The 17670-nt window shown below is 74.5% G+C and carries 16 protein-coding genes; 10 read left to right on the top strand and 6 right to left on the bottom strand.

What is annotated here, in order from left to right:
- Position 1 precedes the first annotated feature (1 nt).
- From LUZ64_RS06440 to LUZ64_RS06410, 7 genes are all read left to right on the top strand, one after another.
- On the top strand, positions 2-1495 hold the full coding sequence (locus LUZ64_RS06440) for a beta-ketoacyl synthase N-terminal-like domain-containing protein (RefSeq protein ID WP_232389763.1): 1494 nt from the start codon (positions 2-4) through the stop codon (positions 1493-1495).
- Positions 1492-2640 carry a beta-ketoacyl-[acyl-carrier-protein] synthase family protein gene (locus LUZ64_RS06435; protein WP_095581284.1) on the top strand — a complete coding sequence of 383 codons (1149 nt, stop codon included), beginning with the start codon at positions 1492-1494 and terminating at the stop codon, positions 2638-2640. The genes LUZ64_RS06440 and LUZ64_RS06435 overlap by 4 nt, the downstream gene beginning before the upstream one ends.
- Entirely contained in the window at positions 2637-3656 is a 1020-nt protein-coding gene (locus LUZ64_RS06430) for a beta-ketoacyl synthase N-terminal-like domain-containing protein (RefSeq protein WP_232389764.1), read from the top strand. The genes LUZ64_RS06435 and LUZ64_RS06430 overlap by 4 nt, the downstream gene beginning before the upstream one ends.
- Positions 3653-3967 carry an acyl carrier protein gene (locus LUZ64_RS06425; protein WP_095581285.1) on the top strand — a complete coding sequence of 105 codons (315 nt, stop codon included), beginning with the start codon at positions 3653-3655 and terminating at the stop codon, positions 3965-3967. Before LUZ64_RS06430 ends, LUZ64_RS06425 begins: the two co-directional genes overlap by 4 nt.
- 68 nt (positions 3968-4035) lie before the next feature.
- Positions 4036-4308: a hypothetical protein gene (locus LUZ64_RS06420; protein ID WP_143593115.1), complete on the top strand. Its 273-nt coding sequence runs from the start codon at positions 4036-4038 to the stop codon at positions 4306-4308.
- Positions 4309-4628: 320 nt separating this feature from the next.
- Positions 4629-6044 carry a class III lanthionine synthetase LanKC N-terminal domain-containing protein gene (locus LUZ64_RS06415; RefSeq protein WP_232389765.1) on the top strand — a complete coding sequence of 472 codons (1416 nt, stop codon included), beginning with the start codon at positions 4629-4631 and terminating at the stop codon, positions 6042-6044.
- A gap of 51 nt (positions 6045-6095) precedes the next feature.
- The gene (locus tag LUZ64_RS06410) at positions 6096-7370 is read left to right on the top strand and encodes a lanthionine synthetase LanC family protein (protein WP_232389766.1); all 1275 of its coding nucleotides are present in this window, start codon (positions 6096-6098) and stop codon (positions 7368-7370) included.
- Positions 7371-7534: 164 nt separating this feature from the next.
- Here LUZ64_RS06410 and LUZ64_RS06405 read toward each other — a convergent pair whose 3' ends face one another.
- Positions 7535-8131, bottom strand: a complete 597-nt coding sequence (locus LUZ64_RS06405) for a 2'-5' RNA ligase family protein (protein WP_095581287.1) — start codon at positions 8129-8131, stop codon at positions 7535-7537.
- A gap of 202 nt (positions 8132-8333) precedes the next feature.
- Between LUZ64_RS06405 and LUZ64_RS06400 the strand changes: the two genes are divergently transcribed.
- The gene (locus LUZ64_RS06400; RefSeq protein ID WP_372471938.1) at positions 8334-9869 is read left to right on the top strand and encodes an alpha/beta hydrolase; all 1536 of its coding nucleotides are present in this window, start codon (positions 8334-8336) and stop codon (positions 9867-9869) included.
- A 21-nt stretch (positions 9870-9890) separates the two neighbouring features.
- Here the strand turns inward: LUZ64_RS06400 and LUZ64_RS06395 are convergent, their stop codons facing one another.
- A complete protein-coding gene (locus tag LUZ64_RS06395) occupies positions 9891-11081 on the bottom strand; it encodes a cytochrome P450 (protein WP_095581299.1) in 1191 nt (396 codons plus the stop codon).
- 182 nt (positions 11082-11263) lie between these two features.
- On the opposite strand from LUZ64_RS06395, the gene LUZ64_RS06390 reads away from it, so the two are divergent.
- Both LUZ64_RS06390 and LUZ64_RS06385 read left to right on the top strand, forming a co-directional pair.
- Complete coding sequence (locus LUZ64_RS06390; RefSeq protein WP_095581288.1) at positions 11264-11938, top strand: GbsR/MarR family transcriptional regulator; 675 nt, start codon at positions 11264-11266, stop codon at positions 11936-11938.
- Positions 11939-12011: 73 nt separating this feature from the next.
- Positions 12012-12617: a hypothetical protein gene (locus LUZ64_RS06385; protein ID WP_095581289.1), complete on the top strand. Its 606-nt coding sequence runs from the start codon at positions 12012-12014 to the stop codon at positions 12615-12617.
- 54 nt (positions 12618-12671) lie between these two features.
- On the opposite strand, the gene LUZ64_RS06380 is transcribed toward LUZ64_RS06385, so the two are convergent.
- The 4 genes from LUZ64_RS06380 to LUZ64_RS06365 form a co-directional block, all read right to left on the bottom strand.
- Positions 12672-13808 (bottom strand): glycine amidinotransferase, encoded by a 1137-nt coding sequence (locus LUZ64_RS06380; protein WP_095581290.1) that lies wholly within the window; start codon positions 13806-13808, stop codon positions 12672-12674.
- Between the two features lie 84 nt (positions 13809-13892).
- Positions 13893-15233 (bottom strand): hypothetical protein, encoded by a 1341-nt coding sequence (locus LUZ64_RS06375; protein WP_232389767.1) that lies wholly within the window; start codon positions 15231-15233, stop codon positions 13893-13895.
- Complete coding sequence (locus LUZ64_RS06370; RefSeq protein ID WP_095581291.1) at positions 15230-16492, bottom strand: MFS transporter; 1263 nt, start codon at positions 16490-16492, stop codon at positions 15230-15232. The genes LUZ64_RS06375 and LUZ64_RS06370 overlap by 4 nt, the downstream gene beginning before the upstream one ends.
- A complete protein-coding gene (locus LUZ64_RS06365) occupies positions 16477-17667 on the bottom strand; it encodes an ATP-grasp domain-containing protein (protein WP_095581292.1) in 1191 nt (396 codons plus the stop codon). Before LUZ64_RS06365 ends, LUZ64_RS06370 begins: the two co-directional genes overlap by 16 nt.
- Positions 17668-17670: the final 3 nt, after the last annotated feature.

Raw genomic sequence — 17670 nt, 5'->3', positions numbered from 1 at the left:
CGTGACGGATCCGGTCGTGACCGGCACCGGCGTCGCGCTCCCCGGCGCGCGGTGCGCGGCGGACCTGTCGGCGCCCGCTCCCGGCCCTCTGCCGGGAGCGGGTGAATGGCCGCCCTACGAGCGGGAGTCGCGGTTCCGGGACCGGGCGACGCGGCTCGCCCTGCTGGCGGGCGCGGCGGCGCTGACCGACGCGGGGCTGCTGGGCGGCGACGGGCGTCTCACGGTGCCCGGCGAGGCGGTGGGCACGGTCGTCAGCTCCAATCTGGGCGTCCTGGACACCGTGTGCCGGGTGGCGGAGGCCCTCGACCGGGAGGGCCCGAGCGGCCTGCGCACGATGGACCTGCCCAACGCGTGCAGCAACGCCACCGCGGCCGGGGTGGCCATCCGCTTCGGGCTGCGCGGCGCCAACCTCATGGTGTGCAACGGCGCCACCTCCGGACTCGACGCGGTCGGCTGGGCCGTCCTCGCCCTGGCCGCGTGCCGGGCCCGGCACGTCCTGGTCATCGGTGTGGAGCCCGCCGACCCCGTCGTACGGCGGACGGCTCCCGGGGCGAAAACGCTGGACGGCGCGGTGGCGCTCGTCCTGGAGACGCCCGCGGCGGCGTACGGGCGCGGCCGGTCCGCCCACGCGGCGGTCGCGGGATACGCGCGGCGGCGGGACGTGGCGTCGGCGGTCGCGGCGGCGAGGGCCATGGCCCGGGGGACGGCCGAGGTGAGGCTGTGGCTGCCGCCGGAACGAGAAGCGGAAGCGGGTACGGGCAGGGGCGGCGGAGGTACGAGCCGAGAGCGCCCGGGCGCGGGCGGCGGGGACGCGGGCGGGGCGGACCCGAGCCGCCCGCGCCCGGGCAGCGCGGGCACGAACCGAACGGGCACGAACCGAACGGGCGGCGCGGGCACGCGCCCAGGCGACCCCGGCGGATCGGTCGGCACAGGCGGCACGGGCACGAACCCGAGCGGCCTCGGCCCAGGTCCGGGCGGTCCCGGTGGTCCGAGCGGCCCGAGCGGTCCCGGCAGTCCCGGCAGTCCTGGCATTCCCGGCAGTCCGAGCGGTCCCAGCATTCCCGGCGGTCCAAGCGGTCCCGGCGGTCCGAGCGGTCCCAGCGGTCCGAGCGGTCCCAGCGGTCCAGGCGGTCCAGGCGGTCCAGGCGGTCCAGGCGGTCCAGGCGGTCCAGGCCCAAGCATGGACGGCACAGGCCCCCCTGATGCCCCCGTTCCCCGGCCGGACGGCCGGCCCCCGGGCGGTGGCCGCCTCGGCCTCGGCCGAGCCTTCCCGCCGGCCTCCGGTGCCTTCGGGGTGCTCCAGTGCGTCGTGGCGGCCGACCGGCTCGCCACCGCCACCCGTCCCGGGGCCGCGCTCGCCGCGGCCGGGGGCGGGCGCGCGGACGACGCCGCGGCCGCCGTCCTGCTCACCACCCCGCCGCTCACCACCCCGCCGCTGCCCGCCCCGCCGCTGCCCACCGCACCGCACGACGACGCAAGGAAGGGAGAAGGATGACGCAGGTCCTGATCACCGGGGCGGGAGCCGTCTCCTGCCTCGGCGTGGGGGTGCCGGCCATGTGGCGCGCCCTGTGCGCGGCCCCGGACGGCCTCCCGGAGCGCGCCGACGACCCCGGCGCCCGGATGCCCCTGCCGCTGATCCACATGGCGCCCTCCGGGCCCGGGCCCGGCCGGGCGACCCGGCTGGCCCTGACCGCGGCCCGGGAGGCCGTCGCCGACTCCGGCCTCGACCCCCGATTACTCGCCCGCAGCCCGGTGGTCATCGGCACCGGCGGCGGCAACGCCGACCACTGGGAGCGGCCCCTGGACCCCGCCCGCCCGTACACCCCCGCCTTCACCGTCGCCGCGGCGATCGGCGCCGAGGTCGGGTCGAGCGGCGCCGCGACGAGCGTCAGCAACGCCTGCTCGGCCGGGGGTTTCGCGCTGGCCATGGCCGCGGACATGATCCGCGCCGGGGAGGCGGACGTCGTGCTGGCGGGCGGCGCCGAGGCGTACAGCAGGGTCGCGCTCGGCTGCTTCAACCGCATGGGCGCCGTCGACCCGTACGCCTGCCGCCCGTTCCACCGCGACCGCGGCGGCACGGTCTTCGGCGAGGGCGCGGCCGTCCTCGTCCTGGAGTCGGCCGGACACGCCCGGGCACGTGGGGCGGCGCACCACTACGCGGCGCTGGCCGGTTCCGGCTGGAGCTGCGACGCGCACCACCTGACCGCGCCGGACCCGGACGGCGTCCAGATCCGGCGGGCCATGACGGACGCGCTCGACGACGCGGGCGCGGCGCCCGGTTCGGTGGGCTGCGTCGTCCCGCACGGCACCGGGACCCGCCTCAACGACGAGGTGGAGAGCCGGGCGCTCGGCTCCGTCTTCGGCGACCTCGCGGACTGCCCGCCCCTCTACAGCCTCAAGGCGCTCATCGGTCACACGGCGGGGGCCGCCGGGGCGCTGGGCGCCGTCGCCGGGGCGCTCATCCTCGACCACGGCACCGTACCGCCGAACCTGGCGCTCGGCGCGGACCGGGACCCGGGCTGCCCGGTCAATCTGCCGGAGGGCGGGGAGGAACCGCTGGACGGCCGCCATGTGATGGTCAACGCCTTCGCGTTCGGGGGCAACAACGTCTCGCTGGTCCTGGAAGGACGTGCCGCGTGAGCGCCGACACGCTGGTGGTGACCGGCGTCGGCGCCGTCACCCCTTGGGGGCACGACCCGTCCCGGCTCGGTCTGGACGGCGGGCCGCCGCCGGATCCGCACGGCCCGTGGTTCGACGTCGCGGCCGAACTCGGGCCCCGTGGCTACAAGTACGTCCCGGCCTCGTGCCGCCATCTGCTCGCCGCCACGCGCAGGGCGCTCACCGACGCCGGGGACGTCCTGGGCCGTGTCCCCGAGGCGCGGCGCGGCATGGCCGTCGGGACCAACAACGGCATCACCACCCTCATCGACACCATGGACGAGACGGTCTCCGGCCCCGGCGCCGCCCGGCTCAGCCCGGCGACCGCCCCGTACTTCTCCATCAACACCCTGGCCGGGCGGGTCGCCATGGACCACGGGATCAAGGGCTGGAACCTCACCCTGACCTCGCCCCGGACCGCGTCCCTGGACGCGCTCGGCGCCGGCGCCCGGGCGTTCGCCGCCGGCCGCTGCGACCTGCTCCTGGCGGGCACCACCGAGGCCCCGCTGCCGGGGCGCACCAAAGGTCACGCGGTCTCCGAGGCGGGCGCGGCCGTGCTCGTGCTCGAACCCGCCGCCGGGGCCGCCGCGCGCGGCGCCGACCACTACGGCACCTGCCGCACCGTCTCCTTCCACCTCCCCGCCGGGGCGCCGTACGACGCCGCCCGGCGGACGTCCGGCGACGCCCTGGACCGGCTCCTCGCGCCCGGCGGCCGGGGCGGTCTGCCGGCCGCCCGTCTGATCAGCGACGCCTCCCCGGTGGGCGCGGCCCTCGCCGCGCACCTGCGCGGCCTGGGGGTCCGCACCCACGCGGTGCCGGCGGGCGCCGGCACCCTGCTCCCCTTCCTGTACGTCGTCCACGCCCTCGCCCGCCAGGGGCCGCCCCGCCTCGTGGCCGCGGCGAGCCCGGAGGGCGGTTGCGCGCTGACGCTGGTGCGCCCGTACCGCCCCGCCGCCATGACCGCTCGCACCCCCGACCCCGAGAAGGAGGAACGATGAACCCCGACAGCAGCGTCATCGACCTGGAGAAGCTGCGTGTGACGATCGCCGAGACCTTGGAGCTCGAGCCGGCGGAGGTCACGGACGACGCCCACTTCGTCCGCGACCTGGGCGCCGACTCCCTCCTGGCGCTGGAGATGCAGGTCGTCCTGGAGGAGCAGTACGACGTCCGCCTCACCGAGGACGATCTGCGCGCCGCCTCCACCCTGCTCGCCGCGCACGCGCTGCTGGTGGCGAAGGCCGCCGCCAGGACCGCGGACGCCGAGGCGCGGGCGGGGCAGCGGATCGATACTTCCGCCACGAACGGGTGAAGGGCCGGGTACGGCGCCGGAAGGAGGGGAGAGTAATGCGGTCCCACCACCTCGTAGACGGGAAGTTCATGCGTCACTTAGCCACCGTCCTCCTCGGTTCCGCCGCCCTCTTGGGAGCGCTCGCCGTGCCCGCCCACGCCGACCCCGGCCGCGCCGGCGGCCCCGGCGATCCGGTCGGCGCGCTGCTGGGCCCGCTCGTCGCCCCCTCCCCCGGCATCACGGGGGACCCGAGGGACAACGGAAACGGGAACGGCAACCACAACGGGAACGGCAACCGCGCGATCGTCGGACTGCAGTTCCCCATCCTCTCCCCCGGCGAGAACACGGGGCACTGGGAGTGAGCCCCGGGTAGGTCCCGGTCCGGCCGCACGCCGGTGGCGGGCCCGCCCCCGAGGCCCCCGCCGGGGAGGCGCCGCGCAGCCCTGACCCTCCGCCCGGGTCAGGGCTGTGCGGGGGGGGGCGAGGCCCGGGGCGGCGGCGACACCGGATGTCCACCGCGCCTCACCAGCCCCTGGAAGCAAGGCCGTTCAACGCCGGAACGCACCTCTCGGGCCCAACAGGCGCACCCCTCCGGCCACTTCGCGAGCGGGCGCCGCACGGCACGTACCCCACTCCCCCGGAACGGGCCTCCGGCCCCGCTCCGCCGTGCCATGCTGGGCCGGTGCCGGAGACCTATCAGGACCTCGTCGGACGTGCCCTCGGAGAAGCGTCCGCCACCGGCTGGACGCTCCGCGACGGCGAGACCTGGTGCATGGTCACGCCACCGTGCCACGCGCCCCGGCAGCAGGGCTGGAAGCTGCACCTCTCCGCGACGCCCGCCTCGGCGCCCGAGGTCCTGCGGTGCGCGGCCCCGGTCCTGGTGGCGCACGCGTGCGCGTTCAAGTGCGCGGTATCCCCGCGGGTCACCGCCGAACTCACCTCGGTGCGGGCGCCCCGCGCGCAGTCGGGGAAGTTCCTCACCGCCTACCCCCTGGACGACGACCAGTTGCGCGTCCTGGCCGAGGAGCTCCACACGGCCACCCGCAGTCTCGTGGGCCCGGCGATCCTCTCGGACCGCCGTTACCGGCCGGACAGTCTCGTGCACTACCGCTACGGCTGTTTCGCGCGCCCCCGCGAGCTCAACGACGAGGGGATCTACGAAAGCCGTCTCCGGGCACCCGACGGCACGTTCGTGACGGACGAGCGCAACCCCTGGTTCTCACCGCCCCCGTGGGCCCGGCCGCCGTTCGCGCCGCCCGTCCCCGCCCCGCCCGGCCGCCGCCGTGGCGCCCCCGTCGTCCTCGCCGGGCGCTATGTGGTCCGCGAGGCGGTCCGGCACTCCAACCGCGGTGGCGTCTACCGCGCGCGGGACCGGCGGACCGGCGAAGACGTCCTGATCAAGGAGGCCCGCCCGCACGTCGGGGCGACCTCGGACGGGAAGGACGCCAGACACTGGCTGCGGTACGAGGCGGACGTCCTGTCCCTGCTCGCTCCCCTCGGCATCACCCCGGCGGTGGGCGAGGTGTTCGAGTCCGGTGGCCATGTCTTCCTGGTGGAGGACCTGATCGACGGCGAGAGCCTCCAGCGGTGGACCACCGAACGCCTGGCCCGGCATCCCGAGGGCCTGGTCCCCGTCCCGGTGGCGTGGGGGCTGGCACGCGAGCTCACCCGCCTGGTCGGCCTGGCGCACGCGGCCGGATTCGTCCTGCGCGACCTCAAGCCCGGCAACATCGTGATGGCGCCCGGCGACAGGCCCGTACTGGTCGACATGGAGTGCGCGGTCCGTGCGGGCGAGCGGGCCCATGTGGTGGGCACGCACGGCTTCACCGCGCCGGAGTACCTGGAGGGGCCCGACCGGGCGGAGGAGGGCGGGCCGCCGCCCGCGCCCGGCCCGGGGGTGGACTGCTACAGCCTGGGCGCCACCCTCCTCTACGCCACCACCGGCGTCGTCCCGCTGCTGGCCGAGGACTCGCCGCCCCGCCGTGCGGCCGGTGACCGGATCGCGGCGCTCGTCGGGACGGCGGCGCCCGCCGCCCCCGCGCTACGGGCGCTCGCGCCCCTGGTCCTCGGGCTCACGGCGGACGGGCCGGGCCGCTGACCGCTGGAGAAGGCCGCCGCGTTCCTGCGCGGGGAGCCCGTCGGAGGACCGGTGTCGGCGGGGCCCGAGCCACCGGCGGGCGCGCTCGCCCGGCTGCTGGCGGACGGTCTGGCCCACCTCGCGGCCACGGCCGACCCGGGCGGTGAGCACCTGTGGCCGAAGCCGCGCTCGGCCCCGTCCACCGACCCCTGCAACGTCCAACTGGGCGCGGCGGGGGTGCTGGGCGTCCTGGCGCGGGCGGTCCGCTCCGGTGAGCCGGCCGCCGGCCCGTTGCTCCGTACGGCCGCCCGGTGGCTGGACGAGCGCCTCACCCTGCCCGGCAGGATCCTGCCGGGCCTGTACTTCGGGCGCTCCGGCGCGGCGTGGGCCCTCCACGACGCGGCGCGGACGCTCGGCGACGAGGAGCTGGCGGTACGGGCCGGGGCGTACGCCCTGCGCATCCCGCTCACCTCGCGCAACCCCGACATCTGCCACGGCCTCGCCGGCGCGGGGCTGGCCCAGCTGCACCTGTGGCACGCGACGGGTGACCGCCGGTTCGCCGACCGCGCCTCCGGGTGCGCCGACGCCCTCCTGCGCCTGACCACGGGCACCGGCCACGGCGTGGACCGGCCCGTCGGCGCGGAACACCTCCGGGAGCTCGCCGGATCCGCCTCGTACGGCTTCGGGCACGGCGTCGCCGGGAACGCCGCCTTCCTCCTCGCGGCGGGCCGGGACCTGGCGCGCCCGGACCTCGTCGACATCGCGACCGGCGCCGGGCACGCCCTGTGCGCCGTGGCCGAACCGCGGGGCGACGCCGCCGCGTGGCCGAAGGGCCCGGGCCGGGAGGAGCGGACCGATCTGAACTTCTGGTGCCACGGCGCCTCGGGCGTCGGAACGTTCCTCGTCCGGCTGTGGACCGTCACCGGCCACGCGCCGTTCCTCGACCACGCCGACCGCGCGGCGCGCCTGGTGTACCGCGACCGCTGCCGCACCGGCACGGCCGCGTGCCACGGCGCGGCGGGCAACGCCCAGTTGCTCCTCGACCTCGCCGACGCGACGGGGGAAGCGCGCTACCGCGAGCAGGCGGCGGAGGTCGCCGCCTGTCTGTACGCCCGGGCCGTCCGGCGCGACGGCCGCCTGCTGGTGCCCGACGAGACCCTGCGCGACGTCGGCGCGGGCTACCACGTCGGCCTGGCCGGCGTCCTGGATCTCCTGCTCCGCCTCGAACACGGCGGCGGCAGGTCATGGCTGGTCGACGCCCGCCGGCCCGCCGGAACCCCCGCGAAGGAGGCACACCCCGATGGAGAACAACGTCCTCGAACTCCAGGAACTGCCCGAAACGGATGAGCGGTCCCTGGACCCCGTGATGTGCTGCGACACCATCTTCACCACGGACCGCACGGACGGCTGCACGGAGCCGCCACGCTGTCGGTAGGACCGGCCCTCCCCGTTCCGTGCGCCCGGCTCGGCGTACCGGGTACGCACGGAACGGCGGAGTGCGCGGCCCCCGGCTAGTCCTCCGGCACCCCGCGGATCTCGCCCGTGCCCAGTGTGATCACGGCCCGGGGCCGCATGGGCCCGTCCTCGCGGCGGGAGAGCAGGGTCACCTCCTCCACCGCGGCCGGCAGCGCGCCGAGCCGCGCGGCGCACTCGGTGGCCAGGCTTCGTGGCTCCCGGGTGCGGCCGAGTGACAGGTGCGGGGTGAAGTCGCCGCGACCTCGGCAGAGGGGGAACCGCGAGGCCAGCGCGCGGTGGAGGCGGGTCCAGGGCTCCAGGCCCCCGGCCGCCGGATCGAGCCACACCGTCGCGTAGCGCCGGTGCCGGAAGTACCGCACGCCGGACAGACGCGCCGTGAACGCCGTGTTCTCCGCCGCCCCGGCGGACAGCAGCGGCGCGGCCCGCGCGAACTCCTCCTCCGGTACGAAGCCGAACAGCAGGTTCACATGCGGCGGCCACCGCCGTACCTGCGGATCGTGCTCCCAGCGGATGTCCTGGATCCCCGGCCAGAGCTCACGCGGCGGCAGCCACGCCACGGCCGTACGGGCCGTGGGCGCCGTCTCGCACGCGTCCACCGGTTCGGCCTCGCCGAACACCTGGTTCCCGTCCACACTCCCATGATCCGCACCGTGCCCGCGTCGCACCAGCCCGGCACGGCGGTCGCACCGAGCGGTTCACCGGGCGTCTCCCCCTGTCGGGGGAGCGCCTTTTCCCGCCTTCCCGCGATGCGCACCCGGGCCCCCGCGGGCCAGGATCTGTCCCGACCGGTCGGCCTCCCCGGCCTCCCCCTACCCAGCGAAGGCGAGCATCACCGTGCGGAACAGACGAACAACACCTCTCGTGACCGTCGCCCTCGCGGCGGCGTCCCTTTCGACGCTGATGCCCACGACCGCCCTCGCCGCATCCGGTGCCCCACCAACCGCGGACTCCCTCCGGCCGTACACGGAGCAGAATCCGAAGTGGGAGCCCTGCGACGCCGAGAGCCCCGCCGCCTTGCGGTGCGCGACCGTCGAAGTGCCGCTGGACTACGGCGATCCCGGCGGCAAGCGGATCAAGGTCGCGATATCCCGGCTGAAGGCGACCGGCACGAAAGAACGCCGCGGTGTCCTGCTGTTCAATCCGGGCGGGCCCGGCGGGCCGGGCCTGAAGATGCCGGCCGAGCTGGAGGGGAGCCTCTCCGGGGAAGTGAAGAGGCGGTACGACCTCATCGGATTCGACCCGAGGGGCATAGGCCGCAGCACCCCCGTCGGCTGCGGCCTCACCCCCGGCGAACTCACCGTCGAACGTCCGTACAACGCCTCTACGTTCGCGAGGGACGTGGAGTGGGCACGTACGGTCGCCGACAAGTGCCGGATCCGGAACGGCGACGCCCTGGCTCACCTCACCACCCGCGACACCGCCCGCGACATGGACGTCATCCGCGCCGTACTGGGCGAGAAGAAGCTCTCCTACATGGGGTTCTCGTACGGCACCTACCTCGGCGCCGTCTACACGCAGATGTTCCCCGAGCGGACCGACCGGTTCGTGCTGGACAGCGCGACCGACCCCGCGCGGTACGGGCGCGGCCTCTTCCGGCAGATCGCGGAGGGGACCGAGCCCGCCTTCGCGAGGTGGACCCGGTGGACCGCCGAGCGCCACAGCACGTACGGGCTGGGCGACACGCCGGCCGGGGTCCGCGCGACCTTCTGGAAGCTGGTCGCCCGGGCCGACCGCACGCCCGTCGCCTACGAGGGGCGATCCCTCACCGGTGACGACATCCGTGCCGAGCGCCATGTGTTCTTCCGCGTGGAGAAGGCGGCCACCTGGGTCGCCGGCCTGCGGAAGGCCGCCGAGAACGGCGAGAAGGCTCCGTCGGGCACGCCCGGGCGGGCCCCGGACCGCCCCGTTCCGGCCGCGTCGGCCGCCGATCCCACCCCCGAGAACGAGATCGCCGGCCTCTGGGCCGTCCTGTGCGCCGACACCTCCCGCTCGTGGCCGCGCGACCCCGAGCGGTACCGCCGCGACGCGGTCCGGGACAAGGCCCGGTACCCGCTGTACGGCGACCTCGCGTCCGGCATCAAGCCGTGCGCCTTCTGGAAGCCGGGCAGCGAGCCCCCGACCACGGTGAACAACCACGTCAAGGCGCTGATCCTGCAGAACGAGTGGGACCCCCAGACACCCCTGGCCGCCGCCCGGGGCATGCACCGGGCCCTGCGCGGCTCCCGGATGGTGACCGTCGCGGGCGGGGAGGGCCACGGCGTCCACGGCACCAACTCCTGTGCGGACAGGAGCGCCGCGGTCTACCTGACCACCGGCAGACTCCCGGACGAGGACCTGACCTGCGCCGCGGAGACGCGGGACCCGTCCTGACCGTCGGCCGGTGCCTCCCCGTCACACGCCCCAGGTGACCGGGAGGCTCTTCACCCCGTAGATGTCCGCGGTCTCCGGGCGCAGGACGACCTCTTCGGCCGGTACGGCCAGCCGCAGCGTGGGGAAGCGTTTGATCAGCGCGGTGAACGCGACCTTCAGCTCGACACGCGCCAGTTGCTGGCCCAGGCACTGGTGGATGCCGTGGCCGAAGGCCAGGTGCCCGCCGTGCTGCCGCCGGACGTCGAGCGCGTGGGGGTCGGTGAAGCGTTCAGGGTCGTGGTTGGCCGTGTGGTAGGAGAGGACGACGGTCGTGCCGGCCTTGATGGTCCGACCGCCGAGCTCGACGTCCTCCAGCGCCGTCCTCATGAACGACTTGGCGACGCTCAGGTACCGCAGCAGTTCTTCCACGGCCCGGTCGACGAGCGTGGGATCGGCGCGCAGCGCGGCCAGTTGCTCCGGGTTCCGCAGGAGGGCGAAGGTGCCCAGTGCGAGCATGTTCGCGGTGGTGTCGAGCCCGGCCGCCAGCAGGATCAGGCCGACCCCCTTCAGTTCCTCATCGGTGAGGTCGCTGTCGGTGAGGTCGCTGAGCACGTCGTCGGTGGGGTTCGCGCGCTTGGCGGCCACCAGGTCGGCGAGGTAGTCCTGGGTGGCGGTGTAGGCCGCCATCAGCTCCTCGTCGCTCGGCTCCCCGTTCATGAACGACTCGACCTGCCGCTGGAAGGAGCCCCGGTCCTCGTACGGCACCCCGAGCAGTTCACAGATGATGACGGCGGGGATGGGCCTGGCGAACGCGGCCACCAGGTCCGCCGACGGTCCGGCCGCCTCCATGGCGTCCAGGCAGTCGGCGGTGATCCGCTCGACGCGGTCGGTGAGCAGGCGCATCCGCCGTACGGTGAACTTGCCCATCAGCGGCTTGCGGTAGCGCCTGTGCTCCGGGTCGTCCATCAGGAGGAACTCGCCGGGCGGCGCCGGGGGAAGCTCGTAGTCGACCACGTTCATGAGGTCCCTGCGCGAGCTGAACCGCGGGTCGGCGAGGACCGACCGCACCAGGTCGTATCCGGTGATCAGCCAGCCGGGTTTTCCGCCGGGGTGGGTGTAGCCGCTGATGGGGCCGTGCCGGCGGGCGTCCATCAGCTCCGCGGGCGGGTCGAAGGGGCAGCCTGGCCGACGTTCCGTCGGCAGCGCCGTGACGGTGTGCGGGGATTCCCCCATGGTCATTCCCATCTCACGATAGTGCGTGTTCGGAACAACTCGAAAGCTACGTTGCGTTCAGATTTTCGTCAATCAACAGAAATGTGTTTCCGCAGGCCACTGGCGGTAAATTGATGCAATGACGCTGAAGCCGAATGCAACGATGCGTTGCAATGGATGCCCGCGAAGGCAATACTGACGGCATGCCAGGAGGACGCTTAAGCCAGCAGGACCGCCAGCGGATCGCGGCGGGACTCACCGAGGGACTCTCCTACGCCGAGATCGCCAGGCGGCTCGACCGGCCGACCTCGACGATCAGCCGGGAGGTCGGACGCAACGGCGGCCCCGGCGGCTACCGGCCCGAGCAGGCGCACCGGGCCACGGCCCGGCGGGCGCGGCGCGGCACGCCGGCACCGCCCCGGGCGGCCGGGGCCCCGGGCGGCACCGCGGGGGACGAGATCATCGAACTGGCGGTCAGAACGGGGCTGCCGAGGATCACCGCGCGCGTACATGTCGATCTGCTGCTGTCCGAGGACGGCAGACGGACCGCGGCGGAGCTGACCCGCAGACTGGAAGTCAGCCCGGCCTCCGTCTCCGTGGCCGTGAACTACCTGGTCGAGCAGGGATACGTCCGGCGCGAGCGCGACCCGCGGCGGCGTCGCGACATCTACGTGGTCGACGACGACGCCTGGTACCACACGATCGCGATCAGTTCACGGCTGACGCTCGAGGCGGCGCGGGCCGCGATGACGACGGCGGAGACCTTCGGCCCCGACAGCCCGGTAGGGCAACGGCTGAGCAGGGGAGGCACGTACGTGGAGCGGGTCATCGCGGACATGATGGAGTCGGCCGAACGCTGGCGCACCCTCCTGACATGACGGGCGTCCACCTCCCGCGTCCGGTCGCGGGTCCCGCACCCGATGCCCCTGGACCGGCGAACATACTGAACCGGTGACTACCGAAGACTTCTTGACACGGCAGGGATCGCTCCAGGCGGAGGCCGACGAGGTCGCCGCCGACCTCGGGCTGGCGGCGCTGCTGGCGGACCGCGGCGAGGCCGTCCGCGTCGGCAGCGCCGCGCTCGGCCTGATGGTGCGCCGGGACCTCGACATCACCGTGGTCTGTCCGGAGCTCGACGCCGCCACCACGAAGGCCGTCGCCGGGATCGGCGCCGAACTGGCGGTGCACGACCGGGTGCGGCAGATCCGCTTCCGGGACGATACCGGGCACTGGAACACCGACCCGCTGTACCCGGACGGCCTCTACCTCGGCGTCGAGTACCGCTCCGGCGCCGGGCGGGAGTGGACCCTCGACATCTGGTTCGTGGACGAGCCCGGCCGCCAGCCCGACCTCGCCCACGTCCGCGCGCTGCCGCCCCGGCTGACCGACGGGCACCGGGCCACGATCCTGCGGATCAAGGAGGTGCTGGCCGGACGGCCGGAGAACAGCCCGAAGGTGCCCAGTTACGACGTCTACCGGGCGGTCCTGGACGACGGGGTCACCACGGTGGAGGAGTTCGACGCGTGGTGCGCCCGCGGCGGGGACCGAGGCGCGTAGCGGCGCCGGGGGCGTAGCGGCCGGGGGGCGTACGAGCGCTCGTACGCCCCCCGGTCAGACGACCGGCGTGTAGTCGAGGTGCGGGAAGTAGTCCTCGGCCGCCCCCTCCCGGTTGACGTCCCAGGTGGCGCAGTGCAGCGACCCGCCGTACTCGAAGACGTCCCGGAACGGCACCGGGAGGACCTCGAAGCCGAGCTTGTCGAGCAGGTCCTGCAGCGGCTTCTCCCGCTCTTCGCAGACGACCTTCGTGGGCGAGACGCTGAGGACGTTCATCGACAGCCACTTCGACGACTGGCAGTAGCGCGGCATCTCCTCGTTGTTCGAGGTCGGCTGCGGCACGTCCACCAGCTCCCAGTCGTTGCGCAGGAACATCTGTTCCTCGCCCTCGCGCAGCGGCCGCTCCGGGTTGGTCAGGATCAGCCCAGGACGCAGCGGCACGAAGGTGCAGTCGATGTGCGACGGGAAGAAGTCGAGCGGGAAGTGCACCGGGTGCACCCGGAAGCCGCGCGGCTCCAGGTGCCGCTTGAGCCAGCGGATGCCGGCCCGGTTGGTGGTCATCGACTCCTGGACGACGATGTCGCGGCCGAAGCGGTTCATGTCGGCGGCGTCGAAGACCACCTCGTCCTGTGTGACGCAGAACTCCGACTCGTGCATCCGGGCGTGCCGCTCGGCCAGCGGCCAGTCCCAGAAGTCCTGCCGGTACATGGAGTCGGCCATCGACGGCTTGGGGGCCACGGTCCACACCATGTTCGGGTCCGCGTTCCAGTACTCGTAGACGAGCGTGCGGTACGCCTGGTACTCGAAGTACCGGGCACGGCGTGACATGGACGCCTCGACGATCTCGTTGCCGAGCGTGATCATCACGTCCCGGGGGCAGACCACGCAGTACTGGTTGTCCACCTCGAACGTGGGCGTCCGGAGCGCGCTCCTCAGGTCGATCGCGTCGGGCCGGCGGACGGTGACGCCCTGCGCCTCCAGCACCGCCGCCAGCCCGTCCAGTTGCGCGTTGGCCCGGTCGATCATCTCGGCCGGCTTGGGGCCGGTGGGGAAGGGCGCGTCCGTGTCGCGCAGTGCGGGGCGGTAGCCGGGCTCGCCGGGCTCGAAGCAGGCGTTGTCGGCGACGCCGACGACGATCTCGCGCAGCGGGTCCCATTCGTTCCAGGAATTGACCCGGACGGCAGGCTGGTTCATGATCGTGCACCTTTCTTTGCTCATCGCGTGCCTTTTGCTCATCGCGTGCTTCGGGAAAGGTCTGTGGGCGGTGCCGCCCCGGACTCAGCGAGCGGCCGCCGCCAGCGGGAAGGCGCGCAGCCCCGGCTCGCCCAGCCGGGCCGCCAGGTCCGCGCAGGCCGGGCCCGCCCGGTGGTCCGGCGCCGACGGCACGGCCTCGACGGGCGTCGTGCCCACCGCCAGCGAGGCCGAGGGCGCGGCGGCGACCAGCCGGCGCACGAGCCCTTCCAGGGCGGCGGCCGTGATCCCGCCGAGCCCGGGCAGGCCCTCCTGGACCGCGCGGTTGTACAGGTAGACCGGGAAGTCCGGGAGCGCGGCCCGCAGGCCGAGGCCGGAGGCGTGCCGGGGGTTGAGTTCGGTGGCGGTGAACCCGTCCGGCGTGAGCAGGCCGTCGACGCTGAAGATCCCCCGGTAGCCGGTGGTCCGGACGAGTTCCGCGCCCGCCCGCCGCGCCGCGCCCCGGATGTCGCGCTCCGCCGCCTCGCCCGGTCGCCAGTGGGTGGACGAGCCGCAGAACAGCAGCCGGCCGGTCGCCGGATCGCCGAGGGTGACGATCTCGATGGGCGAGAACACGGCCACGCCGTCCGGCAGCGCCATGCCGAGCACGCTGCACGGCACGCCGTCGGCGAAGCGGGCGATCCGCACCCGGTCCGCCCGGTCCGCGAACTCCTTCGCGGCCTCCGGGAATCCGGCCGGGCCGGGGACCCAGCGCAGGCCCAGCGCGTCCCCGACGTGGCCGCGCGTCGAGTCCGCCGCGATGACGACCCCGGCCGGCCCGGCCACCCCGTCGAGCCCGGCCGGCCCGCGCGACAGCTCGTCCACGCCGACGACGACGTGCGGCGGCGAGGCCACCCCGGCGGCCTCCCACAGGGCGTCGATGGTGGTCTTGTCCTCCACCGCGGCCCACTCCGGCCGCCGCCGGCCGTGCACCGGCCGCCCGCAGAAGGTGGCGACGCCCGTGCGCGGCGTGCCGAGCACCACCCACTCCCGCGCCGGGTCGAGCCCGTCGAGCCAGGCCCGTACGTCCTCCGAAGGACCCCGCAGCCACGCCTCGAACTCCGGCCGCGTGAAGGTGAGTCCGGCGTCGGAGCAGTGCAGGCTCCGCTCGACCTCCGGAGCCCCGGCGACCGGGCCGGTCCGGGCGATCACGGCGCCCACCCGGGCGCCGCACGCCCGCAGCTCGTCGACCAGCGAGGTGGCCCGGTGGTCGAAGTCGTCGAGCAGCAGCACCGCGTCGCGCCCGGACCAGAAGTCCCGCAGCACGCGGGTGACGGTCCCGGTGATCCGCTCTTCCGCTCCGGCACCCGTACCGGTGACCGTCGCCTCGTCCGTCATGGCCCAAGACCCCGCGCCCCCGGCCCGCGGGCCGTTCTCCGACCGGCTCATCGTCGTCCTTTCCGGCCGACGGGGGCGCGGCCGCGCACGCCCGGGGCCTTTTCGGTGTGCGGCGCCCTGGCGAGCGCGGTGTAGACGGCGGCGGCCGCGAGCAGGGCGCACGCCATGACGAGCCACGGTGTGCCGCCGGACACCGAGAACAGCAGCGTGTGCAGGACGGGCCCGAGCGCCCCCGACAGCCCCCACGCGAGCTGGTAGAAGGCGCTGTACCGGCCGGAGTCCGCCGCCGACGCGAAGGACAGCACGATGGTCATGGCCACCGCGCCGAAGACCGCCTCGCCAAGGCTGAAGAGCAGCACGAGCACGGCCACCGCGGCCGTGGCGCCCGCCGCGCTCAGCCGGCCCACGACGACCAGCCCGGCGAGCGCCGCCGCGATCAGTACGGCCGCCAGCGCCATCAGCCGCATCGCCGGCCGCTCCCGCCCCAGCCGCAACGCCAGTGGCTGGAAGGCGGGGATGGCCACGCACGAGAGCACGTAGGCCACCGGCGGCATCCACAACGGCATGTCCAGCGAGCGCAGGAAGACCGGCAGGATCGAGTCGAAGGCGACGCTGGACAGCGTGATGGCGAGGGTCGCGCCGGTGAAGGCCAGGAACCGGTGGTCGGCGAGGACCCGGCGGTACGACGCCGGGGGCCCGGTCCCGCGGCGCACGGCGGGGACGCCGCGCCCGGCGTACCGGAAGAGGACCCCGGCGACGGCGAAACTGGCGGCGTTGGCCAGCGGGATGGAGTTCCAGAGCAGTCCCCCGCCGCGCTCCTCCAGGGAGGCACCCAGCGCCACGGCCAGCGCGCCGACCCCGAGGCCGACGTTGCGCAGGCTGTTCAGCAGGGCGAACAGGCCACGCCGCTCCCGGTCCGCCGAGGTGACGCTGTCGACCAGCCCACCGTGCGCGGCCCAGTAGAGGCGGTCGCCGAAGCTCACCGCGAAGGCGATGACGGCGACGGCGGCCGGGCCGTCGGCGGCCAGATAGCAGGGGAAGGCCGCCGTCCGGATCGCGCAGCTGAGCGTAGCCGCCGGGAAGGGGCCCATCCGGTCGGTGAGCACCCCCACGGCCAGCCCGCCGACCGCCAGGGCGGCCAGCGAGCCCGCGCTGAGCGCGGCACCGGCGGTGGTCAGGGCCATGCCCTGCCCGTAGGTGAAGTACAGCAGGGAGAATGTGATCCAGACGCCGCTGCCCAGCGCGTCGACGACCATCGCCGTCATGAACCCGCCGGTCCGCACCGCCGGTCCGGTCACCGGGACTGCCATCGGATCTCCCCGGCCCACCAGTCGTCGACCTCGCGCAGCACGTCCTCCACCGCACGGCCGCCGTCCACCCGGAAGACCAGCTCCGCGATGCGGTCGGTGCTGGAGCCGGGCCCCTCGTAGCGGCTTCCTCGCTCGCCGAGGGGCGTGTAGCGGACCGTTCCGGGGAGGGGGCAGGACTCCGGCATCCGCTCCAGCGTCCCGGCGCACGGCGGGAACCAGCCCCAGCCGTGGCGCGGCCGCGCGCTGTCGGCGGTGACGGAGGTGATCAGCCCCGCCTGGCCCCGGAGATGCGCGGCGAAGAGGTTGATGCCCGTCGTGAGTTCGAACGCCTCGGCGATCCCGCATCCGCCGGGTCTGCAGGCGATCTCGCACAGCACGAGTTCGTCCTGGGGCGTCAGGAAGAACTCGGCGTGGAAGGCGGTCACTTCGGCCACCGGGGGCAACGCGGCCACGGTGGCCTCCGCCGCGCCGATCAGCCTTTTCGTGAGTCCGTCGTCCGGCGGGAGCATTCCGCTGATGCTGGGCACGGCGCGTGTCGCGGTGTCCAGATTGGATTCCAGATAGCGCGACGGGAGGGCGTGCAGCAGCGCGCCGCCTGCCATCAGTCCGTCCACATGGCAGACGATTCCGTCGATGAACCGTTCCACGAGCAGGGTCCGGCCGGCCGGGGGAGAGAATTCCGCCACGGCCCGCCGGTCGGCCAGTACGGTCACGCCGACCGAACCGGCGCCGTCGGCCGGCTTCACCACGACGGGCAGACCGTTCCGGTCGGCGAAGGACGAGAGCTCGTCCTCGTCGCGGACCAGGGCCATCGGCGCGACGGGGATTCCCCGCCGCGAGGCGAGCAGTTTCATCCGGTATTTGTCGCGGTAGGCCAGGGCGGCGGCGGTCGACTGCCCGGGGATCCCGTGCCGTTCCCGCGCCCGTGCCGCCCGGACCACGTCGATCTCCGCCGTGGTGAGCACCCGGTCGACGTCGTGTTCGGCGCACATCGCGTCGACGAGGAGGTCCACCTCGCCCGATTCGTAGTCGTCCACGACCTCGACCCGGCGGAACCGCTCGTACGCCGACGCGGGAGCGGCCGATTTCGCGGTGACGACGACCACGGACTCACCGGACAGCCAGTCCGGCACCTCGGCGAGAATGGGCCTGCGGTTGAGCAACAGCAACGCCATGTG

The organism is Streptomyces albireticuli (genome assembly GCF_021228125.1).
GTDB classification, from domain to species: Bacteria; Actinomycetota; Actinomycetes; order Streptomycetales; family Streptomycetaceae; genus Streptomyces; species Streptomyces albireticuli.
Note: the sequence above shows the minus strand (reverse complement) of the source record. Positions and strands in the feature narration are given on the sequence as shown.